Here is a 24,210-nt window from a genome sequence, read left to right as displayed (position 1 = left end):
GTAATAGAAATGCAACCCGAAACCATAATGTCAATAACCGGAAACAAACACTACCTAAAAATTTTCAATGCGGCATTTTGTATTTAAAATGGTATAACAATAGTACAAGGGAGTTGAATCTATTCTTAGGCAGGTGGCTTTCCCTGGTTGAGCTGGTGACTCCCGTTCTGATTAAGCAGCGACAGTTCAGTCGTCTGTTCACCAGCTGAACTCTAGTCGGCAGGTGCACGTTTCGAAGTTGAGGCGGTGATTTGCAGTCACCTGCTCAATAACGAAGCTTCAAATAAAATTCAAATGCATTTGCAAATTAATCCTGATTTTTTCCTAACTTATCGTATAATGAATTCGGTATTAAAGGATTTTATCCCAGAGAGTTAAAGACTAAAACTTATAACCAATGAAAAACAGGAATTGTTTGGCGCCGCTGTTCATGGGAATCGTGTTGTTACTGGTTCCGGGAATTTTGTTTTCACAAAACACATCTAACGATAGCTACGAACCGCAACTGGGGCAGGCAGGAAAGGATGTAATCTGGTATCCTACTCCCAAAGCACTGGTTGATACGATGATTGAAATGGCAAAACTAACATCTGCCGATTACCTTGTTGACTTAGGTTCCGGAGACGGGCGTATTGTAATTGCTGCAGCAAAAAGAGGCATTCGTGCCGAAGGAGTAGAGTTTAATCCTGATATGGTTGAATACTCCAAAAAAATAGCAGCCAGAGAGGGCGTGGCAGATAAAACCAATTTTGTTAAAGCTGATTTTTATGAATATGATTTCTCAAAAGCTACTGTAATTACCATGTTTCTTTTACCGGAAATAAACCGAAAGTTGCGTCCAAGACTGCTTGAACTCAAACCCGGAACACGGATTATAACCAACTCTTTTTCGATGCAGGACTGGCCGTATGATGAAATGAGAATTATTGAAGACGAATCGATTACCTGGAACCTTGCCTACCTGTGGATTGTACCTGCCAAAGTTGAAGGAGATTGGAAATGTAACGAGGGGCAATTGAAATTAATTCAAAATTATCAAACAGTGTCGGGGACACTAAAAAGAGGTGTGCGATATTTTGACATTTCAGAGGGCAAATTGGAAGGTGATATTTTTAGTTTTACATGTAACGGGGTAAATTACAGATGCCGGGTAGATAAAAATAATATGAATGGAACTTCTAGGAAGGGTGGAGTTTCAGAACCCTGGACAGCCTCAAGGTTACAATAAGTTATTTTGTTGGTCGAACTAATTCATCGGGTGACTCAAAGTCACCCGATGAATAGAACAGTTTTTTCGTACATCAGTGCATATGCCCCTCATGCGATTCTTCTGATTTTTCAGCGGTCCGATCATAATGACAACACGCCGGAAGTTTTTCATAAACTTTATCGTCAGCTTTGTGATGAGGCGTGTCGTGACCCACTTTGGCTACTGCAATTTCAATTTTGTCGGAAGTGGTTTTTGCGTCGTCAAAAGTAACTTCCAGCATTTTTGTATCCTTATTCCAGTCAGCTTTTGAAACTCCATCAATACCTTTTACCGTTTTTTCTATACGACTTTCACACATTCCGCAATTTCCTTTTACTTTAATTTTTTCCGTTTTATTTCCTGCAAAAACGGACAATGCGCCCATCATAAAAAGGGCTGCTAAACTTAAAACTTTTGTTTTCATTTTTTTGAATTTTAAATGGTTAATAAATTATAATTCTATTGTATTGTATCCCTGTTTTCGCCACAATTCAGCATCATGTCTCCGAAATAAGGATTAAGAATTTCGTCGGTATCACTCAGCCAATATCCTCCCTGATTATCAAAAGCCATTGGGCAGAACTGGTAATAGGCTGTTTGGTCTTTTAATCCAAACATCTTCACACTTTTGTAAAATGCATTGTTAAAATTTGAAAAAGCCGTTCGCTGTTCTTCAATGTCCGAAGAGTTTTGAATGGTTTCTATGCTACTGTTTAATGTATTTAATTGATCCATCCAGGCCATATGAGCGTTACCTTCCAGTAATTTCATGTCAACCGATTCTAAAGCTTTTTTCACTATTGGAGCTTCCTGAGCAACTTTTGCAGCATCGGATTCTACAAATGCACTTTTCATTTTAAGATAGTTCTCATACACGTCGGTCAATTGAGCTTTAAACTTTGGATCGGTCAGAACCGCTTCCACTTTTTCCGGCATTTGCTGGGTGTTTTTTCCGTTCATATTCATTCCTCCGTGATTATGGCCTGTTGAAACCGAACCTCCTTCAGGGCTCATCATGCTTGGTTTACCGGCAAGCTGTGCTGCGGCATCTATGCTAAAAGTACCGTGAACAGCAATTTCTTCACCTTCCTGAATTCCTTCTTTAATAATGTAGGTTTCGCCCAGTGCAGGACCAAGTTCCACTTCATGCATGTTAAAATACACACCCTGATCGGTTTCCGATTTAACATACACCACCGAGCGTTCACCCGTCCACATAACAGCTGTTTTCGGAACTATAAGGGCATCGGTTTGAGGCAGTTTAGCCTCTACTTTGCCGGAGACAAACATTTCGGGTTTCAGATTCAATCCCGGATTGGATTTCACTACCCGTGCCTTTGCAACTCTTGTTTTGGGATTAATAACCGGGTCGAGGAAATCGATGGTTCCTTTAAATGTTTCGCCTGGAAGCGACTCAATCGAAAAAGAAACATCATCGCCTTTGCTGATCCAGGACAAATCTGACTCATATACATCAAAAAGCACCCATACCCGTGAAAGATCTGCAATTTCATAAATTGCTTCACCCCTGCGTACGTAATCGCCGGTGTTTACCTTTTTTTGTGTAACATAACCCGAGACATCGGCCTGCACATCAAAAGTCTCCAGCGCAGTTCCGGAAGTTAAAATTTGTTCAATCTGCTCGTCGGTCAGCTTCCAGTTTTTCAGCTTTTCTTTGGCTGCTTCAAAAAGCTGTGGCTGCGAATCTTTAATCTTTTGTGCTTCAAATAATTCTTCCTGAGCTGTAACCAAATCGGGCGAATATATCGAAGCTATTGCCTGTCCTTTTTGAACGTAATCGCCGGTAAAATTCACCATTAAAGTTTCTATTCTCCCCGGAATGTGCGACGATTGTGAAAAAACCAAGCGTTCGTCTTCCTGAATTTTTCCATCAAGTCTAATCACTTTTACAGGATCAGAAGAACCTACCACGGCTGTTTGAATATTGGCTAATTGCATAGCGGTTTCCGACATACTTATGGCTGCAGGATCGATACCTCCGTTTTGTTCCTCTTCCAGTGGGATCAGATCCATACCGCATATGGGGCAGTCACCAGGTTCATTCTGGCGAATTTGCGGGTGCATGGAGCAAGTCCAGGTCGTCTCTCCGGCAACTTCTTCTTCTCTGTGTTCATGCTGATGCTCCTCGGTAGCTTTGTTTTCTGAACCACCAAATATCAACCATCCCAGCAACAAACCAATTGCCAGTGTTGCCAGAACTATAATTATTGTTTTTCTATTTGTGTTCATTGTTAATATGTTTTTGCGGTGATGTAATTTAATTTTGCCAAAGCTGTCTGGTATTGTGTTTCTGCCATGGCTTTCATTTTCTCGTATTTTAACAGTTGCTGTTGCATTCGCAGCACTTCCTCAAAATCTTTTCCTGAATTTCCGTAAGCGCTGAATAACAGATTCAAAGTCTGGTTGGTTTCCAGAATTTGCTCATCGTACAATTCAATTAATTCTTTCTGTTGTTGAATTTGAAACCAAACGGACTCGTATCCTGAGGTAAGAGAATTAATGGTTTCTTCTTTTTGAAACTCATAACTTTCCTGCATGATTTGAGCCTCTTTTTCTGCCGCGTTGTATTTTTTTCTGAAAATAGGAATGCTCACCGAAACCATTGGCATGAGTATGTTTTTGCCATTGTCGGCTACATCCATATCGGTTCGTTTCCCGACAATCGCATAATCCAGTCCTAGACCAATTTTCGGAAGTCCCTCTTTTTGAGCTGCAATTTCACTGGCCTTACTGGCTTCTTTTTTCAGATCCAGTGCTTCCAGCATCGGATTATTCACCAATAACGAATCTTTTCTGAAATTTTCGGGCAATAACTCTAAAGTCAGTGAATCCTGAACGACCACTGTTTCATTTTCATCCCGGTTAAGCAAGTTGTTAAATGTCACAAGCAGTGGTTTTTCTTTCTTATTCATAATGCTGAGACTGGTCTGTGCATCTTTAAGCATAATATCTACACGCAATACATCTGTCATTGGTGAAGCACCATTTTTAAATTTTGAATTGGCAATGGTTTTATACGATTGAAGGATGTCAATATTTTCCTGTTCAATCTCTTTCATCCTGTTCAGCTCATAAAGCGGATAGTATGCGGCTGCTATATTGAAATACAACATATTACGTGCATCTAAAAAGGCCTGGTACTTTGCTTCAGCCATCAACGATGCGGCGTCAGATTTTGACTCCAGGGTCCCAAACCATGGAAACATCTGGGTGAGAGAAAATTTCGCCCGCTGGGGACCAACACGTGTTTCTACCGGCGAGATAAAATAGCCAAAAGAAAACGTGGGATCAGGCAGTGAACTTACTTGCGGAACCTTTTGCAGTGCAGCCTCAAAATCCTTGTATTTGGCCTGCAGCCCCGGATTATTTTCGGCAGCCACCCGGAAATAATCTTCAAGTGTTTGTGACTGCACAGCGCTAATCCCTGAAATGAATATGATTAGTATTGTTATTATCTTTTTCATGACTGACTCTTTTTAAGTTTTCGTTCTTCGCGGTAGCTATAAAGTACCGGTACAATGAAATAGGTGATGGCGGCAAAAATCATCCCTCCAAATGCCGGGATTGCCATCGGAATCATGATGTCGGCCCCTCGGCCGGTTGAGGTCAGAATCGGCAGTAACGCGATAATTGTGGTTGCCGAAGTCATTACCGCCGGTTTGATTCTTCGTTGCCCGGCTTCTACTACTGCGGCTCTGATTCCTTTTCTGCTATCGGTCCGGTTCCGGGCAAAACTCTGGTCTAGGTAGGTTGCCATAAGTACGCCGTCGTCAGTGGCAATACCAAACAGGGCGATAAAACCTACCCAAACCGCGACACTCAGGTTGATGGTCTGCATCTGGAAAAGTTCACGAATGTTGGTTCTGAAAACGGAAAAATCAACAAACCAATTTTGACCATAAAGCCAAAGCATCATAAAACCGCCGCTGAAAGCCATCGCAATTCCGGTGAATACCATCAGCGAAGTGGACACCGATTTGAACTGGAAATAAAGAATCAGGAATACAATAGCCAATACAAGGGGCACAACAATCGACAGGCGTTTTTCTGCACGCACCTGGTTCTCGTAACTTCCTGAAAATTTGTAGCTCACGCCTGCAGGAACCTCTAAATCTCCGGCGTCAATCCGTTCCTGGATAGCATTTCGAGCATCTTCTACCACGGTAACTTCCGAGAATCCGTCGTTTTTGTCGAATAGAACGTAACCGACTAAAAAGGTTTCCTCGCTTTTAATTGCCTGTGGCCCGCGCTGGTATTTTATATGCACCAGCTGGTTTAAAGGAATTTGTGCTCCGGTTGGCGTTTGCATAAGGATTTTTCCCAGTGATTCCGGATCGTCGCGTAATTCACGCGGGTAACGTACCCTCACCGGAAACCGTTCGCGTCCTTCTACTGTAGAAGTAACTTTCATGCCACCCACAGCGGTTTCAATTGTCTGCTGGACATCTTCCACGTTCAATCCGTAACGTGAAATTTTATCCCGGTCAATGTCGAATAACAGATAAGGTTTTCCCACAATCCGGTCGGCAAAAACAGCCTGGGCTTTTACCGAAGGCACTGTTTTCAGAATGTCTTCCAGTTGCAGACCAAGTTCTTCAATGGTAGTTAAATCCGGTCCGTATACTTTTATTCCCATTGGCGCGCGCATTCCGGTTTGCAACATCACCAGCCGGGTTTCAATTGGTTGCAGTTTTGGCGCAGAAGTAACTCCCGGAATTTTGGAAACACGCACAATTTCATTCCAAATATCATCGGGCGATTTGATATCTTCCCTCCAGTTACGAAAATAATTTCCGCGTTCGTCGGGAATTAAATCCTTGCGTGTAATATTTATTTCAAGCGCTTTCTCGTTTGAAAGCGTGTCACCTGAAGTCAGAATAAACCTGTCTTTGCTGTCTGTTTTGAAGCGCACACGGTGGCCGCGTTCATCGAGCATAAACTCGGGTTTATAGTTAATCACATTTTCGTACATCGAAATTGGTGCAGGATCGAGAGCTGATTCCACGCGGCCGAGTTTTCCAACGGTCAATTCAACTTCCGGAATATTGGAAATCAGCATGTCGAGCTGACCCAACACCTGCCGGTTATAATCAACACCTGAATGTGGCATTGAAGTCGGCATCAGCAGGAAGCTTCCTTCATCGAGTGATGGCATAAATTCTTTTCCTATGCCTGGAAATTCATGTGTTAATGTTGACCAAACTTCAGTAGTGCGGATATTCCATCCAACCTTGTCAAACCCACGGGCCAAAAGTCCGAAGAGACTGTTGAAGCCCATCCAAATTGTAATACCCACGACTATTAAAAATGCAGGGATGGATAGAAACGCGATTTTATGGTCGAGGCACCAGGTTAATATTTTTTTGTAGAAATATTCAAGTAAAACAAATGCTCCCAAAATAATAGTCAGCAATATGGCTACGAACACGACGTTCATTACCAAACTTTTTGTTGGTCCCAGTGGCAGCCAGTATTTTGCCAGAAGCCAGGTAACACCAATCAGTACAATAACGATTTCAATGTACTCAAGAAACCAGTTGCCGGCTTTCCGTAAGTGGTTTTTCCAGCTTTGGTTATCTGCTGCAAGACTACGATCTTCTCTCTGCCGACCTTGAACTTCTTTTAATGCGCCTGCCAGTCCAAATGCCAGAATCATCATTCCGCCCCAGATTTGTCCGAAAATCAGCAGAATTATTCCAGCCGGAATAAGAACGATGTTCACCCATTTCCGGATGATTTTGCTGTTAATACGCGCTCCAAAAAACCAATGTGCCAACGCCGGCATTATAAACAGCGAAACAATTAGCGCTGCAATCAGTGCAAATGTTTTAGTAAAAGCCAGCGGGATAAATAATTTCCCTTCTGCAGCCTGCATGGTAAATACAGGAATAAAACTGACAATTGTGGTAGAAACAGCAGTTAAAATCGCTGTACTCACTTCTGCCGATCCGTTGTAGATAGTTGTAATCAGTTTTTGTCCGGGGGGGGCTTCTTTTGTGTGTTTAATTATATTTTCTGAAAGAATAACGCCCAGATCCACCATTGTTCCGATAGCAATGGCAATACCCGAAAGTGCGACAATGTTGGCATCCACACCAAAATAGCGCATGGCGACAAAAACCATCAACACGGCGATAGGCAGTAAACTTGATATGAGCAATGATGCCCTCAGATTGTAAACCATGATAATAACCACGAGAATGACAATCAGAACTTCAAGTGACAGCGCTTCTTCCAACGTTCCCAGTGTTTCGTAAATTAAACCTGACCGGTCGTAAAACGGTACGATGGTAAGCTGGCTTTCCACTCCATTGGGTAGTACTTTTGAAGGTAACCCCGGGGCGATATCTGCAATTTTTGCTTTTACATTATTGATGACTTCCAGCGGATTTGCGCCGTAACGAGCTACAACAACTCCTCCAACCACTTCTGCACCATCTTTGTCGAGTGCGCCTCTTCGTGTGGAAGGTCCGAGACTAACCACCCCAATGTCTTTTATACGAACCGGTACATTATCCTCAACTGCAACCACTGCTTTTTCAATGTCGCCAACATTTTTTATATAACCTAGTCCGCGAACAAGGTATTCTGCCTGGTTGATTTCAATGGTTTTTGCGCCCACATCACGATTCGATTTCTGAACGGCCAGCATGACTTTGTACAGAGGGATGTTGTATGCTTTTAATGCGTCAGGATTTACATCAATTTGGTATTCCTGCACAAAACCACCAATGGACGCTACCTCAGAAACACCTTCGGCAGCATTCAGCGAATATTTTACAAAAAAATCCTGCACGGTACGAATTTCTTGCAAATCCCAGCCTCCGGTTGGATTCCCTTCTTTATCGCGGCCTTCAATGGTGTACCAGTAAACCTGTCCCAGAGCAGTTGCATCCGGGCCAAGCGAAGGTTGAACGCCCTCAGGTAACAGGCCGGATGGCAGCGAATTCAATTTTTCCAGTATCCGCGAACGCGACCAGTAAAATTCAATATTTTCATTAAAAATGATGTAAATGCTTGAGAATCCGAAAATGGATGAACTGCGGATGGATTTTACACCCGGGATCCCTAGTAGGTACGTTGTCAGCGGATAGGAAATCTGGTCCTCAATATCCTGCGGCGAGCGTCCCATCCATTGAGTAAATACAATCTGCTGGTTTTCGCCAATATCCGGGATGGCATCAACTGGCACAGGATCTTTTGGTAAAACTCCGGTATCCCAGCCAAAAGGTGAGGTTATGATCCCCCAACTTACGAAGAGGAGTAAGACCAGTGTGGTAACTAATTTATTTTCAAGAAAAAAACGTATAATTTTATTTAGCATATCTGTTACTTATGAAATTCAAACAATAAATGAACGGGATTGAATTCAACAAGTCAATCCAAATTATTTATCATAATAATTTCATAAAAGATATACCTGTTTCAGTGACAATGCCTCAGAGACCGAGGAAGGCAAAGGTAAACCAGAGATAGTATTTTTTTGAATTTCTGTTTCAGCTAAAGTTACATTCAGACCTTCGAACAAATCGTGACCTAAAATTGTAATTTCTGCCAATACGGGAATCGTTGAAATATTTGGTGCCGAGAAGTCATCTTTCACCTGAATAAATTCATTTTCGGTATGACAGCATCCCATGTCGCCACAACAAGCATCCGCTTCTTCAAATAGCGAAACAGAAACCAGGTTATCGCTGCAATAATGTTTACTCACAGCCATCCCCATTGTTGAGATCAACAACAGACACGAAAACGTTATATGGCTGAATTTTTGTAACATGCTTGTTTTAAATCGGTAACAAATTTTATCAGATAAAAGTTTATTTCTTTTTCGGGTGCAATTTATATTTTTTCTGCGGAATAGCCAGCTTTTTTGAATCCTGCAATGACCGAATCAATGTTTGATCCCTCTGAAGAAATAGTTACCAGTTTATCCGGATGTTCCAAATCAACGGAATAATCAATAATTCCGGCTTCATTTTTTAACACGGGTTCCACTTTCATAACACAGTGTTTACAACTCAAATCTGTTTTTAAAACTATCTTTTCCATTTTATAAAAACTTTTAATACAAATGTATGCAGATTGAGTACTATGGATTTTATATAATTTTTGAAAAGAATTGTAAGATTTTGGAGTGTTGTAATTTATTTTCCGATTCGATCCAATGGTTTCCGATCTTTATTTTTCAGATTCTTATACTGCCCGGGAGTCATTCCTGTTTCTTTTTTGAATTGAGAGGAAAGATGCGCCGCACTGCTGTAGCCCAATTTAAATGCAACCTCGCTGGCAGTGAGTTCGCCGTAGGAAAGGAGTTCTTTTACTTTTTCAATTTTTTGAAGGATGGCAAATTTTTCGATTGTAATTCCTTCCGATGAAGAAAAAAGATTTGAAATAGAAGAATAATCAGCACCAATTGTCTGGGCAAGATGGCTCGATAGATTTATGTTCAGAATGTCATTTTCGCTGTGGTGAATCAGTTTTATAATTTCTGATTTTACCTGGTCAACAATTTGGTGTTTTTTGTCAACGAGAAGTTCAAAACCTCTGCTCTTCAGTGTGGTTGAAAGCTCACGCATTTGTTCTGCTGAAGGTTCTTTGTCAACTTCGGCTTCACCCAGTTTTATCGACTCCACTTTAAAACCTTTTTCAGATAGAACAGATTCAACGGTTTCGATACAACGTGGACAAACCATGTTTTTTATGTGTAAAACTGTTGCCACAGAAACTAATTTTTTGTGAAGGTAACAAATTGAAATGGATATGGTTTGTTATTGGGGCAATGAAAAGGAATTGTAAAGTCGCTGAAAAATATTGTTTCAAACGTTACGATAAAAAAAAACCGATAACTCTTAATGTTACCGGCATTAAAATTTATTAGAATGTCTTTTAATATCTTGACATCATGGCTGAAATTCCTCCGCCGTTAACTACGTTGGAGAATCCGCGTTGACGAAGTACCTGTTGTGCATACGCTGAACGAGCTCCGGTGGCACAGTAAACAACAATCTCGCGATCCATGTCGTCTCCCAGTTCTCCGCTTCCTGACATTAAATCGTCTAAAGGAATATTTATCGCATCAGGGAAAGCTCCACCCATAAATTCTCCACGAGTACGTACGTCAACTACCAGGCGTTTTAATTCTGCTGTGTCAACATTTTTATTGGTTTCGGTTTCTTCCATAACCTTTTCGTCAACATTTTTTTTCCCGATAGGAAGCATGTCCATATCGATGTGTTTAAAACCGGCAGCGATGGCATAACGTTGTAATGAAGTATGCCCGCCAGAGATATTTACAACCTCCTGGCAGCCTGCGCCCACGAGTGTTCTAAGTGCCTGGTGACCTTTTTTACCTGTTTCGTCATAAATTAGAATAGGAATATCTTTTGGAATTCGTTCCACATTTGCTTGAAGCATCTCCAATGGCAAATGGTAAGCGCCATTCATTTTGCTTTTCTGATGTGCAAATACATCGCGAACATCCAATACAATTACTTGTTGCTTGCTTTCCAAATAATCATCAAGTTCCGACACCATAATGCTTGGACTGTATCCCGACATTTTATTTTCAGCAACATAGGCTGCCATGTTCATTGCATCGTTTGCGGTTCCGATTGGTGGCGAGTAGGCAAAGTCGATGTCTGCAATTTCGCTAACCGGAAGTTTCGCTGCACAAGCCGTTGCAATTACATCCAGCCGTTTGTCAGCTCCTTTGTATCCTGCTGTTTGTCCACCTAAAACAACACCTGTTTTCTTGTCAAAAACCAGCAAAACACTAACGGTTTCAGCACCCGGATAGTAAGAAGTATGGTGTTCTTTATGAACAACAATGGCATCTGCATCAATTCCTGCTGAGCGTGCCTGTTTCAAAGAAAGACCCGTTGTTCCGGCAACGGCATCAAAAACGCGAACTACTGAAGTTCCAATGGCTCCTTTGTAACTGTGCTCTCCTCCAAATGCGTTTTCTGCCGCAATTCTTCCCTGGCGATTTGCCGGGCCTGCCAACGGAATACGAACTTTTTTACCGTTAACACGGTGTTCAATTTCTACCATATCGCCGGCTGCAAAAATGTTTGGATCCGAAGTTTGCAATTTGTCACTTACCAGCAACCCTCCGGCTTCACCAATTGCCAAACCGGCATCTTTAGCCAGTTGTAAAGTGGGACGAACACCGATGGAAAGCAATACCATGTCGGCATTTATTTTTTTACCGTTGTCCAGTTCTACTGAATCGGCATTTATTTTTGTAACGGCGGTTTCAGTGTGAATTCCAACGCCGAAAGCACGCAGTTCGCGGGTGATAAATCCGGCGGTTTCAGCTTCCAAAATTGCCATCACATGTTGCATTTTCTCAACAACATGGACTTTTAACCCGCGTTTAACCAAGGCTTCAACCATTTCAAGTCCGATAAAACCACCCCCCACAACGACAGCTGTTTTGGGCTCGTTATTTTTCAGGTGATTATCAATTTTGTCCATGTCTTCCAGTGTCCATAAACTAAAAACGTGGTCGGAATTTGCTCCCGGAATTTCCGGTTGAATGGGTTTCCCTCCTTGCGCCAAAATTAGTTTTGTATATTCAAACGTATTTTCTGCGCCGGTTTGGTTATCGATGGTTTGTACTAGCTTCTTTTCTCTGTCTATTTTACTTACCTGCGTATTGGTGTTTACTTCTACCTGGTATTGTTCATTAAAACTTTCCGGGCTTTGCAAAATTAGTTTGGAGCGGCTGTCGATGTCGCCTGCAATATAGTAGGGTAATCCACAGTTTGCAAATGAAATGTCCGGGCCGGCTTCGAGCATGGTAATTTGTGCATTGGGCGATAAACGCCGCGCTTTGGCTGCAGCGGTGGCTCCTGCTGCAACTCCTCCTATAATTAGAATTTTTTCCATGTTTATCTGTTTTTCTGATCGATTGATTTTTAATTTAAAAATCCAGATATGTAAATATCTAGATTTATATGTACAAACTAAATAACTTTTCAAAAAACAGATGTAAGAAAAAGCAAATGTTAACTTATTGTTTAATGAAGATTTAAAATTGACTTTAGTTTTCGCTTGAATTCATAAATTTCCACTGTACATCGCCATAAACCCACTGGTCGGAATTGTGCAGATTTTCGATACTTCCTTTTCCGTTGGCTGCTGTTAGTTTTTTGGTAGTGTAACTTCCATTTTCAAAATTAAAGGTTGAACCGTCGTCGTCATATAAAACCAATTCGCCGGGAGCAGTCCCGTAAACACGGATTTCAAGAGGAGTATTTTGAACCCATTCAGAGGTTTGCCTGATTTTTGGAATCATCGGGATAATTCCGCCGTCTTTTACAAAAAGAGGTATTTTTTCAAATCCATCTTTCACATGAATAATTTCTCCATTGCCAACCAACTTGCCGGTGTAAAAATCGTACCAATTTCCTTCGGGCAGAATCACATCTCTTCCTTTGTCACCTGCAAAAAGTGGAGCAACTAAAATATTTTTTCCCATCATGTATTGGTCTTTTACCTCTTTTTTTACCGCTTCGGAATACGGATTTTTTGTGGCATTGAATTCTGTTTTCTCCACTTCTGCGTTATAACCAAAACCTTCTTCCAGATTCATTGCACGAAATGGTGGAGTTCCGTTAAAATGATAATCCGCAAAAGTTGAATAAAGGTAGGGAAGCAGCTGCATGCGTAAAAAGGCGACGTCCTGACATTGCTTATAAACTTCAGGATACGACCACGGTTTTGTTCCGTCGGCCCAGGCGTTAATCATTGCCATTGGAGAGAAACAAGTTGTTTGCATGCGCCGGAGCCATTCTTCCGGAGTTTTGCTGGAGCGTACTTCCGGAGTCCAGAGTACACCGCAAAATCCCGAATTAATTAAAGCTGTTATAAAATTTTTGTGGTCGTAGTAATCGTTGTAGATTACGTAGGGATAGGAAACAGAACCGGCGTTCGCAGCGCGAATCAATCCGTAGGAACGTTCATTTTTTTCTCTGAAAATTTCATCTGTCAGCGACATCATTTGAAGCCCGTAGGTTTGTCGCATTTGCTCGCCGTCTTTCCCCGAAGGAAATTGGGCTGCATCGGGCCAAAGCCAGCGGTCGTGCCCATCAACTTCGTCTATTTTTAAGCCGCTGACGCCGATATCAAACTGATACTTTTTGAAATGTTCCTGCATAACTATACGCGGTTCATTCATTGTATAATCGGGAACAATTCCGTTCCAAACTGTATTTGTTCCTGCGTAAGGAAGCAACGCTTCATAAAGTTTTCCTTCCGGGTAAACATAAGGATTCATCCACAAGTTGAGTCTGATTCCCTGATTGGCCGTTTTTTTAATAAATTCAGCAGGGTTTGGATATCGTTCAGGCGACCATTCAAAAGAACAGGGATACGCTTTTGTGTGCCAGCCCGGTTCAAGTCCGACTACATCCAAAGGGAATTTTTTTTCGTTAAAACCATCAATTTCATTTTGAATATCGTCTTCGGTAAAAAGAGTCGGAGTGCGATGCCAGAAACCCAATCCCCACTTTGGAGGAAGTGTTCCGCCGCCACAATACAGGTTAAATCGCTGAATTACGTCGAGCATATTTTCCCCGGCAAATACAATCATTTCAACTCCTTCAGCAGGAATTACCATTTCCAAATTGTCGGAATACGGTTGCGCCGACCAGTCTTTTTCGGTGTTCCTGTCGTAAACTACCGGAGGATTTTTTGCATCAACCCGCACGCCTGTTCCTGCATAAACATCGATGTAACGAGCCGAATTTACCAAAACACCATATCCTTTTGAGGAAACAAAAAACGGCACGGGAGCATGTGTCCTTCCGTCGTCTGTTCCTCCGTAATGATCGACGTGCAAACGCAAAATCCTTCCGCGTTGCTGAACAGTTTTGAAATTCAACCCAAAACCATATATCTGTTCTCCTTTCTCAAGTGGAAAATGAAGAACCGTTCTTCCATTTTCTGAAAATGTTTTGATTTCATCTATCGAAATTGGCAAATCAATTTCGGTTTTTTTGTTTAACGATTCGGCCTGTGGTTTTTTGTTCGCGGCTGAAAGCAGATTGAATTCTTCTGGTGTATTTACAGTTACTTTCCAAATTCCGGGGAAAGTTTTTTCCCATATATCGTTTTGTTGTTTGGTGGAAGTTTGCGCCCTCTTTTCGCACGACGATAATACAAAAGCAGCACAAAGAATAAATAGTAGTTTTTTCATTGGTTTAAGTTTGGAGTAAAAATAGGCAATAAATTATTCCATCGTGTTTTTGTGGGGTTTTTTAGTGTGCATCAATTCCGTGTAACATACGAAGCGAATGTTCCAGCGTAGGAAGAATTTCAGTCATGTATTCGTTAATTGCTTTCACGCTTCCGGGAAGAACATAAACCAGTGTTTTCCCAATAACTCCGGCAACACTTCTGCTTAAAATTGCATTCGGATTTTTCATGCCGTATTTTACACGGATGAGTTCCATAATTCCCGTAATTTCTTTGTCGAGCATGGGTTTTACTACCTCGGGCGTGATATCGTGTGGCCCGATTCCTGTGCCGCCGGTGGTAAAAATGATGTCGGTTTTTTCTTCCACCGCTTTTTGAATTGTTTTTTCAAGTTGCTCTTTATGGTCAGGTAAAATGGTGTTTTCTATGGAAAAATGACGGTTTTTTTCCTGAAGTTTTTTTTCCAGGAGTTCTTTGATTTTTGGGCCGCTCAGATCTTCGTAAACGCCTTTTGATGCGCGGTCGCTTAACGTGATAATTTTTGTTTTTAGAATGTAGGGAACAAAATCAAAGGTGCTTCCGGCTTTCACAATTCCACCTTTTATCACTTTGCAAAATATTCCTTCGAGCGGCATAATACAATTTCCAATCTGTTTTCCAATGGCGCAGCTGGTGTGGCATTTTTTACCGATTTGAGTTACTTCCATTTCTACCTCGTCGTTTACAAAACGATCAAGCGGAGCAGTTTTATGAACTTCAATTCCTTGGGTCGTTAGATTTTCAGCAAAAGTTCCCGGTGGAAATTTGGCATTAGCTTGTTTTTCGGCTTTTTCAATACTTTCCTGCGAAAGCAAGCTCACCTGTCGGTGCCAGTGCCCGGCGTGTGCATCACCCATAATTCCGGTTTTATTTAAAATAATCTGTTCAACCGGAGTTTTTACAATTCCTTTTTTTTCTGAAATATTTACCGAAATAATTTTCAGCTTTTTCATACATCTGATTTTTCTTTTGAGACAAGTTTTACCGAAACAATTTCCATGGTTTTATCCACCGCTTTGCACATGTCGTAAATGGTGAGCAGCGCAACACTTACCGCAGTAAGCGCTTCCATTTCAATTCCGGTTTTACCGATGCATTTTAGCCGGCTTTCCATTTTTATTCCGTCGTCCATAACCGTGCCTTTCACTTCGGCTTTGGTAATTACAATGTTATGACAAAGCGGAATCAAACGCGAGGTTTCCTTGGCAGCCTGAATTCCTGCAAATTCTGCAATGGCAACTGCATCTCCTTTTTTTATCAGGTTTTGTTGAATAAGATTGATGGTTTCAGGTTGAAGTTTTATAAATCCTTCGGCACGTGCAGTGCGTACCTGGTCGGGTTTTTGCGAAATGTCAACCATGTTGGCTTTGCCCTTGTCGTCGATATGTGAAAGTGAATTCATGTGTTCTTTTTTAAGTTGAATTTATCCTCCGATGTTAAAAAATTCGTGCGATTTTGTTCCAACTCCGCACTTTGGTTTTTTTTCTACAGCCAATTTAAACGCTTCCTGAATGCCTAATTTTCTGATGTTAAACCGGCGCGATGAATGCAGGCAGGAAACGATGTCTCCGTCTGCTGTTAGACGAAGTCGGTTACAAATGGCGCAGATTCCACCAGCGCCTCCTTCTACCGGATAAAACTCGCCGGTTTTGAGGTTCATCTGCCGGATAAAACGAAGCTTCAGATTTTTAGCGTCACAAAACTCCCGAATAGATTTTTCATCTTCTTTATTTACTCCCGGAATTCGTACAAAATTGATTTTTACAGGTTTCAGATTTGCTTCAATGGCTGCGTCAATTCCGTGTAAAACATCTTCCAGATTTCCCAGTCGGGTTATTTGTTTAAATTTTTCCGGGTTCAGAGTATCCAAACTAATATTTACACGGTTCAATCCGGCTTGTTTTAATTTATGCGCCATTTTCGGCAGAAACACACCATTTGTTGTCATTGTAATTTCTGAAATCCCCGGAATCTCAGAAATTTTTCTAACGAGTTCATCAATATTTTTTTGGACAAGCGGCTCTCCTCCTGTAAGTCTGATTTTGGTAATTCCTAGTTGAGCGCCGACTTTTACAATTTCGGTAATTTCGTCGAACGACAGAATTTCCGATTGTTGTTTATGAGGCACTCCTTCTTCTGGCATGCAGTAAATACAGCGAAAGTTGCAGCGGTCGGTTACCGAAATGCGCAGGTAATTTATTTCTCGGTTATATCGGTCGAACATAAACAAAATCTCCCTTGTGAATTTCGAATTGCCCCAGCGGGACTTCCATTAACGCATTGGCCTGAACCAGCGAATTTATATGGGCAGAACCGTGAAACGGAATAGTTTCAACTTCGCCTTCATTATTTATTTTTACAGGAATAACCGCTACTCGGTCGGCTTTTTTGCGGTGAAAATCAGAAGCCATTAATGCTTTAAATCTTGTTGGCTGAAAGTTACAGTTCATTCGTTTATACAACAGCGGCTTGGCAATAAACTCAAACTGCACGAGCGACGAAACCGGATTTCCGGAAAGTCCGATGCAATATTTGTTTTCTTTTTGAGCAACGGTAATCGGATTTCCGGGTTTCAAACCCGACCTTTCCCAAAGCACTGAGAAGTTTTGTTCTTTCAGAATATGTGGAATAAAATCAAAATCGCCTACAGAAGCGCCACCGGTAAATATAAGAATGTCAAATTTTTCAAGTGCGCTGCTAACTATATCCGACAATTTTTGATAATCGTCGGCAGCCAAACCAAGATAATTCACCTCAATTCCCATTTTTTTGAGTTGCGCAGAAACCTGTGATGCGTTGCTGTTTCTTATTTTTCCCGGAGGCGGAACCTGATCAGGTTCAACCAACTCAGAACCAGTTGTTACCAGGGCAACTTTCGGAAGGCTGGCAACTTTTACCCGGCTGTAGCCCGCTCCGGCCAAAACTGCCAAATGCGATTCATTTATTTTGGTTCCTTTTGAAATAAGGATTTCTCCGGTTTTATAATCTTCACCCAAATAACAAATATTTTTTGCTGTTTTGGGGTTTGTACAAATCACTTTTCCGCCTTCAAGCTGTTCGGAGTCTTCTACTTTAAATACACAGTCGGCACCTTCCGGAACAGCAGCACCGGTCATTATTTTAGAACACTCATTTTCCCCAATTTTTTTCGAAGGAACACTACCGGCACTTATTATTTCGAGCATTTTCATGGGCTGACCCACATCTTCAAATCGGCATGCGTAACCGTCCATTGCCGACTTGTCGAAAGGCGGCATGTTTATGTCGGCCACAATATCTTCCTGCAAAATTCGGGAAAATGCTTCAGTCAAATTAATTTCTTCTGTTTTCGTAATGAAGCGAAGTGACGCGATTGTGGTTTGAATTTTATCAAATTGGTTCATTTGTTCGTTGAATTGATGAATGAAACTACGGAATAAATTTCACAAAAAGAAGTGTTGCCGCCGGGCAAAATCTGAAAAAACTTTTTCAGAAAAGCCATTGAGCGAAATTGTTTTATGTCTGTCATCTACGTGTCTTTTACTTCAACCTTTCAAAAAGAAGACAGATTTTTCTGATGAGGCATTCATCATTCGTTTAGTCTGACTCCTTTCCAATTCATCAGTCTTCTGACTGATTCGGGAGGATAACCTGTTTCCGGGTCATCCCATCGGGCAGAAAACCGTACAATTATTTAGGTCTTTTGCCTCGGAGACTCTTCTTCACAAAAACCGACTGTGAAGAATTGATAAATGCAAAAATACAAATATTTACATATGAATGAATTTAAATTATTAAAGAAAATGATTCTATATTTTAGTTGTTGTATTACAGTTGTTTATGGCTATTTTGATAATTTGATTTATTTTTTTGGATTTAGACAACAAGTTTTTATATCAATTCGTGTCATAGTATTTATGAATCGGATCTTCAAATTTTTCAATAAGCGATTTTGTGTGGTTGTTGAACTTAATTTAAAACATAAGGTTATTATATCGGATTGTTTCCGTAACTTAATATAAAACCAAAAAATATTCATGTATAAGCAAAAAATATTTCTAATCGGATTTTTGTTTTTTTCTGTTCAATGTTTTGCTCAGGACAGCTTGCTTACCATAAAAGGAGCGGTTGAATCGGCGTTTGACAGAAATGCTGAGCTACAGCAATTGTATGCACAGTTAAAACAAAAAGAAAATCTTTGGCGGACAGAAACCGGAATATCTTCGCCCGAGATTAGCTATTTTAAAGAAGGAATTGCTTCCGGGCCGGGTGATGTTTTTGATGAGAGAAGAATTACGATTTCGCAGGAAATAGATTTTCCGCTTACTACTTCTTATCGTTTAAAAGCGCTGGCTGAGGAAGTAAAATCTTTGGAACTTCAGATAAATTCAAGAGAGAATGAGATTAAAGCTGAAGTGAAAAGCTATTATGTTGAAGTTTTGTACGCGCTTTATTTACAGAACTCGATGCAGAATCAGTTAAAACTGGCGCAAGAGTTATACAATGCCGTTTATACCAAATTTGAAACCGGTATGGGAAATGGGATTGATTTAGCAAATGCAGAGCTTCGGCTGGAAGAGGCGAAAAATGATTTGGATCAGACACAGTGGATACTGCATAAAGCAAGATATGGATTGTTTTATGCCATGGGGTTACCGGTTGAAGATCAGAAATACTCCGTCGGGTTTTCGGATACGCTTCGGGCATCTGATATTGAGATCTCTCAAATAATGACGCTCGCAGTGCAGGAAAAGCAGCCCGATTTTTTGGCTACTGAACACCAGTTGCAAGCTGCTGACTTTTATATAAAGGAAGCAAAAAGTAACATTCTTCCTGACATTCGTTTGAATTTGTACAAGCAGGATTATGGTTCAGGGTATAATTTTAAAGGTTTTGAAGTGGGGCTTCGAATACCAATCTGGTATCCTTTGGAACAAAAAGGAAAAATAAATACCGCGCTGGCACGGCAGGATGAGATTCGCTGGAAACAACAGGAAATCAGGCTCAACACAAAAAAGCAAATTGAATATGCATGGCACAATTACTCTGTTAGCCGCTCAATAATTAAGAGGTACAACGAAACCATGAAAGAAAAAGCTTCTCTTTTACAGAGTCTGACTTTAAAAGCATACCAGTTGGGTGAGGTGGATTTACTAAACCTGCTTAATGCCCAACAGACCTATCTGGCAAGTGAACAGCGTTACCTCACCGCCCTGCGTGATTACTACCTTCAATTGGTTAGCCTCGAAAAATACCTGGAAGAAGATTTAGTCTATTAGTGAAAAAAATCAAAGGAACAATGAAAAATAAAATTACTGCTTTATTATTATTTGGAATCACAGTGTTATTTTTTTCCTGCGGTTCAGAAAGCAAAAAGGATTCTGGTGAAGTTTCTCAGCAAACAGAATTGCCTCCTTCTTTAAAAACAGAAGACGTGGGCAACAATCTCATTCAACTGTCAGACAAAGAGCAATCGGAGCTAACAATAAAAACCGTACAGGTTACCAATAATTTTATTGATTACTCGGTTGTTGCTCCCGGTGTGGTTTTTCAGGCGCCCAATCACGCCAGTATTATTAGCACTCCGATAAACGGACAGATTCATGAAGTGTATAAATTTGAAGGGAGTTGGGTAAAAAGAGGCGATGTATTATTTGAAATTCAAAGTCTTGAATTTGGGAATCTGGTTTCGGAATATTTACAGGCATTTGCTGAGGAGCGTTTTCAGACCAATCGCTTAACGCGTTTAAAGCAGCTAGTTGAAGAGACAATAACTTCTGCAAATGAACTGGAAAGAGCCACTGCAGAATTTGACAGGGCAACAGCCTCTTCTCGTGCAGCTTATTCAAGGCTGAAAGCAGTCGGTGTCTCAGACCATGAAATCAATCTTTTTACAAAGGGAGAAAATATTGATCCTGTATTAAAAATTTATTCACCGATTGATGGTGTTGTTGAGAAAAATTTTGTGGAACTGGGGCAATCGGTAAATGCACTTGAAAATTTATCCCGGGTGTTGGACACACGTGAAGTTTTAATTCGTGCATATTTATCTCCTGATGACGCCCGGCTTATCACCGTTGGAGATTCGGTTGCTGTTTCAAAACGGGAGAAACAGGAAAATTTACTGAATGCACGCATCACATCGATCAATCCCGGGTTAGACGAAAGCAGCCGCTCGGTAATTGCTAATATTGTTGTCCCAACTTCTGCTGGCTGGCCAAAACCGGGCGAGAACGTTCGTTTGTCGATTGTCACTTCTTCGCAAAAAGAGACGATTGCAATTCCGGTTGAAGCACTTACCTACGACGGCAACCAGGCGATTGTATTTGTGCAAAAAGGAAACGGAATTTATGAGAAGCGTCCCATCGAAGTTTCCGAAATCAGAGACCAGTATGTATTTGTAAACAGCGGGCTGAAAAATGGCGAAGATGTAGCTGTTTCCAATGTTTTCAGCTTAAAAGCGCTTTCCAGGTTCGATATTATTGCTGAAGAATAATCCGGAAAAAGAAAATAAAATGCTTAAAGATATTATCACATTTAGTGTTCGGCAGAAATTTGTAGCCCTTTCGCTGGTTATTCTGATGGCTGTGGGCGGATATTTCTCGCTGATTCAATTACCCATAAATTCATTACCCGATGTAACGCCGGTTCAGGTTCTGGTGATTACCAAAGCAGGACGTTACTCTCCTTACGATGTGGAAAAATTGGTAAGTTACCCGATTGAAACTGCAATGAACGGACTTCCCGATGTTGCTGAAGTGCGTTCCATTTCACAATTTGGATTATCAGCGGTTACGGTTGAATTTGAAGAAAAAACCGACATTTATTTTGCCCGCCAGATGGTAAGCCAGCGTTTGCAATCGATAACCGACGAGCTTCCGCCCGATGTTTCCAGTCCGCAGTTGGGGCCGATTACAACGGCACTCGGCGAAATTTATCAATATGTTGTTCGCGGTGAAAATTATTCACTTACTGAATTACGCGAAATTCAGGATTGGTTAATAGCTCCTCAGTTGAAAGTTGTGAAGGGAGTGACTGAGATTAATTCATTTGGCGGATTTGTAAAACAATACAATGTGGTTGTTCAACCCGGTCGTTTGCGAATGTTTGGAATTGGCATTTCGGAAGTGTTGGATGCAATTGCGAACAATAACAGTGTTTCCGGAGGGAACTTTTTGGAACATAACGGCGAGCAGTTTATTATCCGGGGTGTTGGACAAATTAATAAAGTGGAGGACGTTGAAAATATTATCATCACAAACATCAACAATAAGCCGGTATTTATAAAGGATGTGGCCAGTGTTGAAATTGGGACGCAAATCCGGCAGGGAGGCGTTACTCAGGATGGAAAAGGTGAAATTGTAACCGGAATTGTGATGATGCTTCGCGGAGGTAACGGAAGAAAAGTGATTTCGGCAATTGAAGAAAAAATTGATAACATCAATCAAAATCTTCCAGAAGGTGTGAAAATTGAAAAATTTTACGACCAGTCGGATTTAATTAGCAGAACTACTGAAACGATTTCAACTAACTTGGTTGAAGGTGGATTTCTAGTTATTGTTGTGCTTTTGCTTCTGCTTGGCGAAATTTCGGGAGCGCTGATTGTGGCGATGGTTATTCCTCTTTCCATGCTGTTTGCTTTTATTGGGATGCGCGAATTTGGACTGGCTGCAAACCTGATGAGTTTGGGAGCCATCGACTTTGGTATGGTGGTTGACGGTTCGGTTGTGATGGTGGAAAATATTGTCCACGGACTTCAGAAAGAAAAGGGCAAAAACAAAGATGAAATTATACGAAAGTCGGCACAGCAGGTGGTGCGGCCCATTTTCTTTGGAGTGCTGATTATTCTGATGGTGTATGTTCCGATTATGACTTTTAGCGGGATGGAAGGTATTCTGTTCAGGCCGATGGCAATTACAGTAGCGGCGGCTGTTTTAGGCTCCCTGCTTTTGGCGCTGATTTTTGTGCCCGCTATTTCGGCTATCGTTTTTCGGAAAGGAGTAAAAGTTCGCAAAAATTATCTCATTAATTTTTTGAAGCCGCGTTATACAAAATCGCTGGGAACTTATATGGATAAAAAATGGCTTGTGGCCTCGGTTGCAGGGATGATTTTTGCAGCTTCGGTTTTTTTGATGACGCGTTTGGGAACCGAGTTTATTCCTGAACTGGACGAAGGTTCCATTCTTATTGAACAGGTTCGAATGCCGTCGGTGACACTGAATGAATCGATTGAAAATGCCAATTGGCTGGCTGGGAAATTGGTTCAAAATATCCCTGAAATTCAGACGGTCGTTCCAAAAACCGGGCGTTCCGATTTAGCTAACGACTGGATGGGGGTTCACCAAACCGATGTTTGGGTTATTTTGAAACCAACCGAGGAATGGCGAGAAGGAATAGCAAAGGAAGATATTGTTTCGCAGATTGAACCGTATTTGCAGACGGAACCCGGACTTGTTTATAATTTTACACAACCGATTGCAATGCGTGTTGATGAGTTGACCAGCGGTGTAAAATCGGATTTGGCTGTGAAAATTTATGGTGAAGATTTGGATGTTCTTAGCCAGATTGGAGAGAATATTTCAACGCTTTTGCCCGAGCTGGATGGAACCGATAATTTTTATGTGGAACAAACGGTTGGCCAACCCTATTTAACTGTCGAGATTGACCGCGAAGCAGTAGCTTCGTTTGGTTTGAATGTGAACGACGTTCAAAAGGTGATTGAAGCGGGAATTGGAGGACAGGAAGTGAGTCAGCTTTACGAAGGACAGCGGCGTTTTGGAATTGCCGTACGTTACCCTGAAGATATTCGTGACCAGTTGCATAAAATTCAGGATGTGCCGGTGCATCTTCCTAACGGCGATTATGTTCCGTTAAAACGGGTCGCGAAAATTGCCTTGCAGGAAGGTCCCCGCGAAATTCAACGTGAAAATGGATGGCGGCGTTTAATTGTCGGAATCAATATAAAAGATATTGATCTGGGGAGTTATGTTGCCAATCTTCAAAATGAAATTATGCAAAAGGCAAATATTCCAGCCGGCTATTTTATTGAATATGGCGGAACTTTTGAAAATCAGCGTCGCGCAATGCGTCACTTAATGCTGGTAGTACCTTTGTCTATTTTTATCATCATCGGTTTGTTGTATTTGAATTTTGGCAAAATGAAATATGCGATTCTTATTCTGCTGAACCTGCCATTTGCATTGTCGGGAGGAATTTTCCTGCTTTGGCTGCGTGGCATGTATTTGTCGGTTTCGGCAAGTATTGGTTTTGTTGCATTGTTTGGAGTGGCCGTTTTAAACGGGATTGTTCTGATTGATCATATCAACCAAATAAGAAAAGAGAAAAAAGGAGAGTTAAAAAAATTAATTATTGAAGGAGCAGCTGATCGTCTGCGTCCGGTTTTAATGACCGCTTTGGTAGCCAGTTTAGGCTTTATTCCAATGGCATTTAATACCGGTCCGGGTTCAGAAGTTCAACGACCATTGGCAACGGTGGTAATTGGAGGTTTGATTACTTCAACACTTTTAACCTTAATGGTTTTACCCATTGTTTATTATTGGGTAGAAAAACGAAAAAACAGTAAAAAAATTATAACAACAGAGGGGGGAGTTGAACGGAGATTTTAAGAAGGAGAAAAGGATGCGATCTTTATTGAAAGCATCCTTTTTAGTTAAGTTTGGTGTAATATCAGAATGAATTTTTAAACCTTCAAGGTTTCG

Annotated in this window: 18 protein-coding genes and 1 riboswitch; of the genes, 5 read left to right on the top strand and 13 right to left on the bottom strand. The window is 41.2% G+C overall.

The features are described from left to right. Positions 1–209: hypothetical protein (locus K5G00_RS15500; protein ID WP_238767093.1), on the top strand; the 209-nt coding region annotated here is incomplete at its 5' end. A gap of 188 nt (positions 210–397) precedes the next feature. After that, entirely contained in the window at positions 398–1,228 is an 831-nt protein-coding gene (locus K5G00_RS15495; protein ID WP_238767092.1) for a class I SAM-dependent methyltransferase, read from the top strand. A gap of 73 nt (positions 1,229–1,301) precedes the next feature. Here the strand turns inward: K5G00_RS15495 and K5G00_RS15490 are convergent, their stop codons facing one another. The 13 genes from K5G00_RS15490 to K5G00_RS15430 form a co-directional block, all read right to left on the bottom strand. Next, the gene (locus K5G00_RS15490) at positions 1,302–1,673 is read right to left on the bottom strand and encodes a heavy-metal-associated domain-containing protein (RefSeq protein ID WP_238767091.1); all 372 of its coding nucleotides are present in this window, start codon (positions 1,671–1,673) and stop codon (positions 1,302–1,304) included. A gap of 35 nt (positions 1,674–1,708) precedes the next feature. Further along, on the bottom strand, positions 1,709–3,499 hold the full coding sequence (locus K5G00_RS15485) for an efflux RND transporter periplasmic adaptor subunit (RefSeq protein ID WP_238767090.1): 1,791 nt from the start codon (positions 3,497–3,499) through the stop codon (positions 1,709–1,711). A 2-nt stretch (positions 3,500–3,501) separates the two neighbouring features. Further along, the gene (locus tag K5G00_RS15480; protein ID WP_238767089.1) at positions 3,502–4,734 is read right to left on the bottom strand and encodes a TolC family protein; all 1,233 of its coding nucleotides are present in this window, start codon (positions 4,732–4,734) and stop codon (positions 3,502–3,504) included. Beyond that, positions 4,731–8,594: an efflux RND transporter permease subunit gene (locus tag K5G00_RS15475; RefSeq protein WP_238767088.1), complete on the bottom strand. Its 3,864-nt coding sequence runs from the start codon at positions 8,592–8,594 to the stop codon at positions 4,731–4,733. Before K5G00_RS15475 ends, K5G00_RS15480 begins: the two co-directional genes overlap by 4 nt. 81 nt (positions 8,595–8,675) lie before the next feature. Next, complete coding sequence (locus K5G00_RS15470) at positions 8,676–9,050, bottom strand: HYC_CC_PP family protein (RefSeq protein ID WP_238767087.1); 375 nt, start codon at positions 9,048–9,050, stop codon at positions 8,676–8,678. Positions 9,051–9,112: 62 nt separating this feature from the next. Further along, positions 9,113–9,322, bottom strand: a complete 210-nt coding sequence (locus tag K5G00_RS15465; RefSeq protein ID WP_238767086.1) for a heavy-metal-associated domain-containing protein — start codon at positions 9,320–9,322, stop codon at positions 9,113–9,115. A gap of 95 nt (positions 9,323–9,417) precedes the next feature. Further along, a complete protein-coding gene (locus K5G00_RS15460) occupies positions 9,418–9,993 on the bottom strand; it encodes a helix-turn-helix domain-containing protein (RefSeq protein WP_238767085.1) in 576 nt (191 codons plus the stop codon). A 166-nt stretch (positions 9,994–10,159) separates the two neighbouring features. Next, complete coding sequence (locus K5G00_RS15455) at positions 10,160–12,163, bottom strand: FAD-dependent oxidoreductase (protein WP_238767084.1); 2,004 nt, start codon at positions 12,161–12,163, stop codon at positions 10,160–10,162. Positions 12,164–12,317: 154 nt separating this feature from the next. Beyond that, positions 12,318–14,474 carry a TIM-barrel domain-containing protein gene (locus K5G00_RS15450; protein WP_238767083.1) on the bottom strand — a complete coding sequence of 719 codons (2,157 nt, stop codon included), beginning with the start codon at positions 14,472–14,474 and terminating at the stop codon, positions 12,318–12,320. 61 nt (positions 14,475–14,535) lie between these two features. Beyond that, complete coding sequence (locus K5G00_RS15445; RefSeq protein WP_238767082.1) at positions 14,536–15,465, bottom strand: MOSC domain-containing protein; 930 nt, start codon at positions 15,463–15,465, stop codon at positions 14,536–14,538. Further along, on the bottom strand, positions 15,462–15,914 hold the full coding sequence (gene moaC, locus K5G00_RS15440; protein ID WP_238767081.1) for a cyclic pyranopterin monophosphate synthase MoaC: 453 nt from the start codon (positions 15,912–15,914) through the stop codon (positions 15,462–15,464). Before moaC ends, K5G00_RS15445 begins: the two co-directional genes overlap by 4 nt. A gap of 21 nt (positions 15,915–15,935) precedes the next feature. Next, on the bottom strand, positions 15,936–16,736 hold the full coding sequence (locus K5G00_RS15435) for a GTP 3',8-cyclase MoaA (RefSeq protein ID WP_238767080.1): 801 nt from the start codon (positions 16,734–16,736) through the stop codon (positions 15,936–15,938). Next, complete coding sequence (locus K5G00_RS15430) at positions 16,720–17,895, bottom strand: molybdopterin molybdotransferase MoeA (RefSeq protein ID WP_238767079.1); 1,176 nt, start codon at positions 17,893–17,895, stop codon at positions 16,720–16,722. The genes K5G00_RS15435 and K5G00_RS15430 overlap by 17 nt, the downstream gene beginning before the upstream one ends. Positions 17,896–18,081: 186 nt before the next feature. Further along, a riboswitch (molybdenum cofactor riboswitch) is annotated at positions 18,082–18,217 on the bottom strand. A 311-nt stretch (positions 18,218–18,528) separates the two neighbouring features. Between K5G00_RS15430 and K5G00_RS15425 the strand changes: the two genes are divergently transcribed. From K5G00_RS15425 to K5G00_RS15415, 3 genes are read left to right on the top strand one after another with little or no spacing between them, the layout of a single operon-like run. Beyond that, positions 18,529–19,770, top strand: coding sequence for a TolC family protein (locus K5G00_RS15425; RefSeq protein ID WP_238767078.1), 1,242 nt, complete (start codon positions 18,529–18,531; stop codon positions 19,768–19,770). A gap of 20 nt (positions 19,771–19,790) precedes the next feature. After that, positions 19,791–20,987: an efflux RND transporter periplasmic adaptor subunit gene (locus tag K5G00_RS15420; RefSeq protein WP_238767077.1), complete on the top strand. Its 1,197-nt coding sequence runs from the start codon at positions 19,791–19,793 to the stop codon at positions 20,985–20,987. 19 nt (positions 20,988–21,006) lie between these two features. Further along, the gene (locus K5G00_RS15415) at positions 21,007–24,117 is read left to right on the top strand and encodes an efflux RND transporter permease subunit (protein ID WP_238767076.1); all 3,111 of its coding nucleotides are present in this window, start codon (positions 21,007–21,009) and stop codon (positions 24,115–24,117) included. The last annotated feature ends 93 nt before the right edge of the window (positions 24,118–24,210 follow it).

It is taken from the genome of Maribellus maritimus, assembly GCF_022267315.1.
Taxonomy (GTDB): domain Bacteria; phylum Bacteroidota; class Bacteroidia; order Bacteroidales; family Prolixibacteraceae; genus Draconibacterium; species Draconibacterium maritimum.
The sequence above is the reverse complement of the archived record's forward strand: the minus strand, read 5'-3'. Positions and strand labels throughout refer to the sequence as shown.

Excerpts from the sequence above, each read along its gene's own strand:
- K5G00_RS15435 (WP_238767080.1), bottom strand. The coding sequence starts at position 16,736 with ATGTTCGACCGATATAACCGAGAAATAAATTACCTGCGCATTTCGGTA.
- moaC (WP_238767081.1), bottom strand. The coding sequence starts at position 15,914 with ATGAATTCACTTTCACATATCGACGACAAGGGCAAAGCCAACATGGTT.
- K5G00_RS15480 (WP_238767089.1), bottom strand. The coding sequence starts at position 4,734 with ATGAAAAAGATAATAACAATACTAATCATATTCATTTCAGGGATTAGC.
- K5G00_RS15465 (WP_238767086.1), bottom strand. The coding sequence starts at position 9,322 with ATGGAAAAGATAGTTTTAAAAACAGATTTGAGTTGTAAACACTGTGTT.
- K5G00_RS15420 (WP_238767077.1), top strand. The coding sequence starts at position 19,791 with ATGAAAAATAAAATTACTGCTTTATTATTATTTGGAATCACAGTGTTA.
- K5G00_RS15455 (WP_238767084.1), bottom strand. The coding sequence starts at position 12,163 with ATGGAAAAAATTCTAATTATAGGAGGAGTTGCAGCAGGAGCCACCGCT.
- K5G00_RS15450 (WP_238767083.1), bottom strand. The coding sequence starts at position 14,474 with ATGAAAAAACTACTATTTATTCTTTGTGCTGCTTTTGTATTATCGTCG.
- K5G00_RS15425 (WP_238767078.1), top strand. The coding sequence starts at position 18,529 with ATGTATAAGCAAAAAATATTTCTAATCGGATTTTTGTTTTTTTCTGTT.
- K5G00_RS15495 (WP_238767092.1), top strand. The coding sequence starts at position 398 with ATGAAAAACAGGAATTGTTTGGCGCCGCTGTTCATGGGAATCGTGTTG.
- K5G00_RS15490 (WP_238767091.1), bottom strand. The coding sequence starts at position 1,673 with ATGAAAACAAAAGTTTTAAGTTTAGCAGCCCTTTTTATGATGGGCGCA.
- K5G00_RS15415 (WP_238767076.1), top strand. The coding sequence starts at position 21,007 with ATGCTTAAAGATATTATCACATTTAGTGTTCGGCAGAAATTTGTAGCC.
- K5G00_RS15430 (WP_238767079.1), bottom strand. The coding sequence starts at position 17,895 with ATGAACCAATTTGATAAAATTCAAACCACAATCGCGTCACTTCGCTTC.
- K5G00_RS15475 (WP_238767088.1), bottom strand. The coding sequence starts at position 8,594 with ATGCTAAATAAAATTATACGTTTTTTTCTTGAAAATAAATTAGTTACC.
- K5G00_RS15470 (WP_238767087.1), bottom strand. The coding sequence starts at position 9,050 with ATGTTACAAAAATTCAGCCATATAACGTTTTCGTGTCTGTTGTTGATC.
- K5G00_RS15485 (WP_238767090.1), bottom strand. The coding sequence starts at position 3,499 with ATGAACACAAATAGAAAAACAATAATTATAGTTCTGGCAACACTGGCA.
- K5G00_RS15445 (WP_238767082.1), bottom strand. The coding sequence starts at position 15,465 with ATGAAAAAGCTGAAAATTATTTCGGTAAATATTTCAGAAAAAAAAGGA.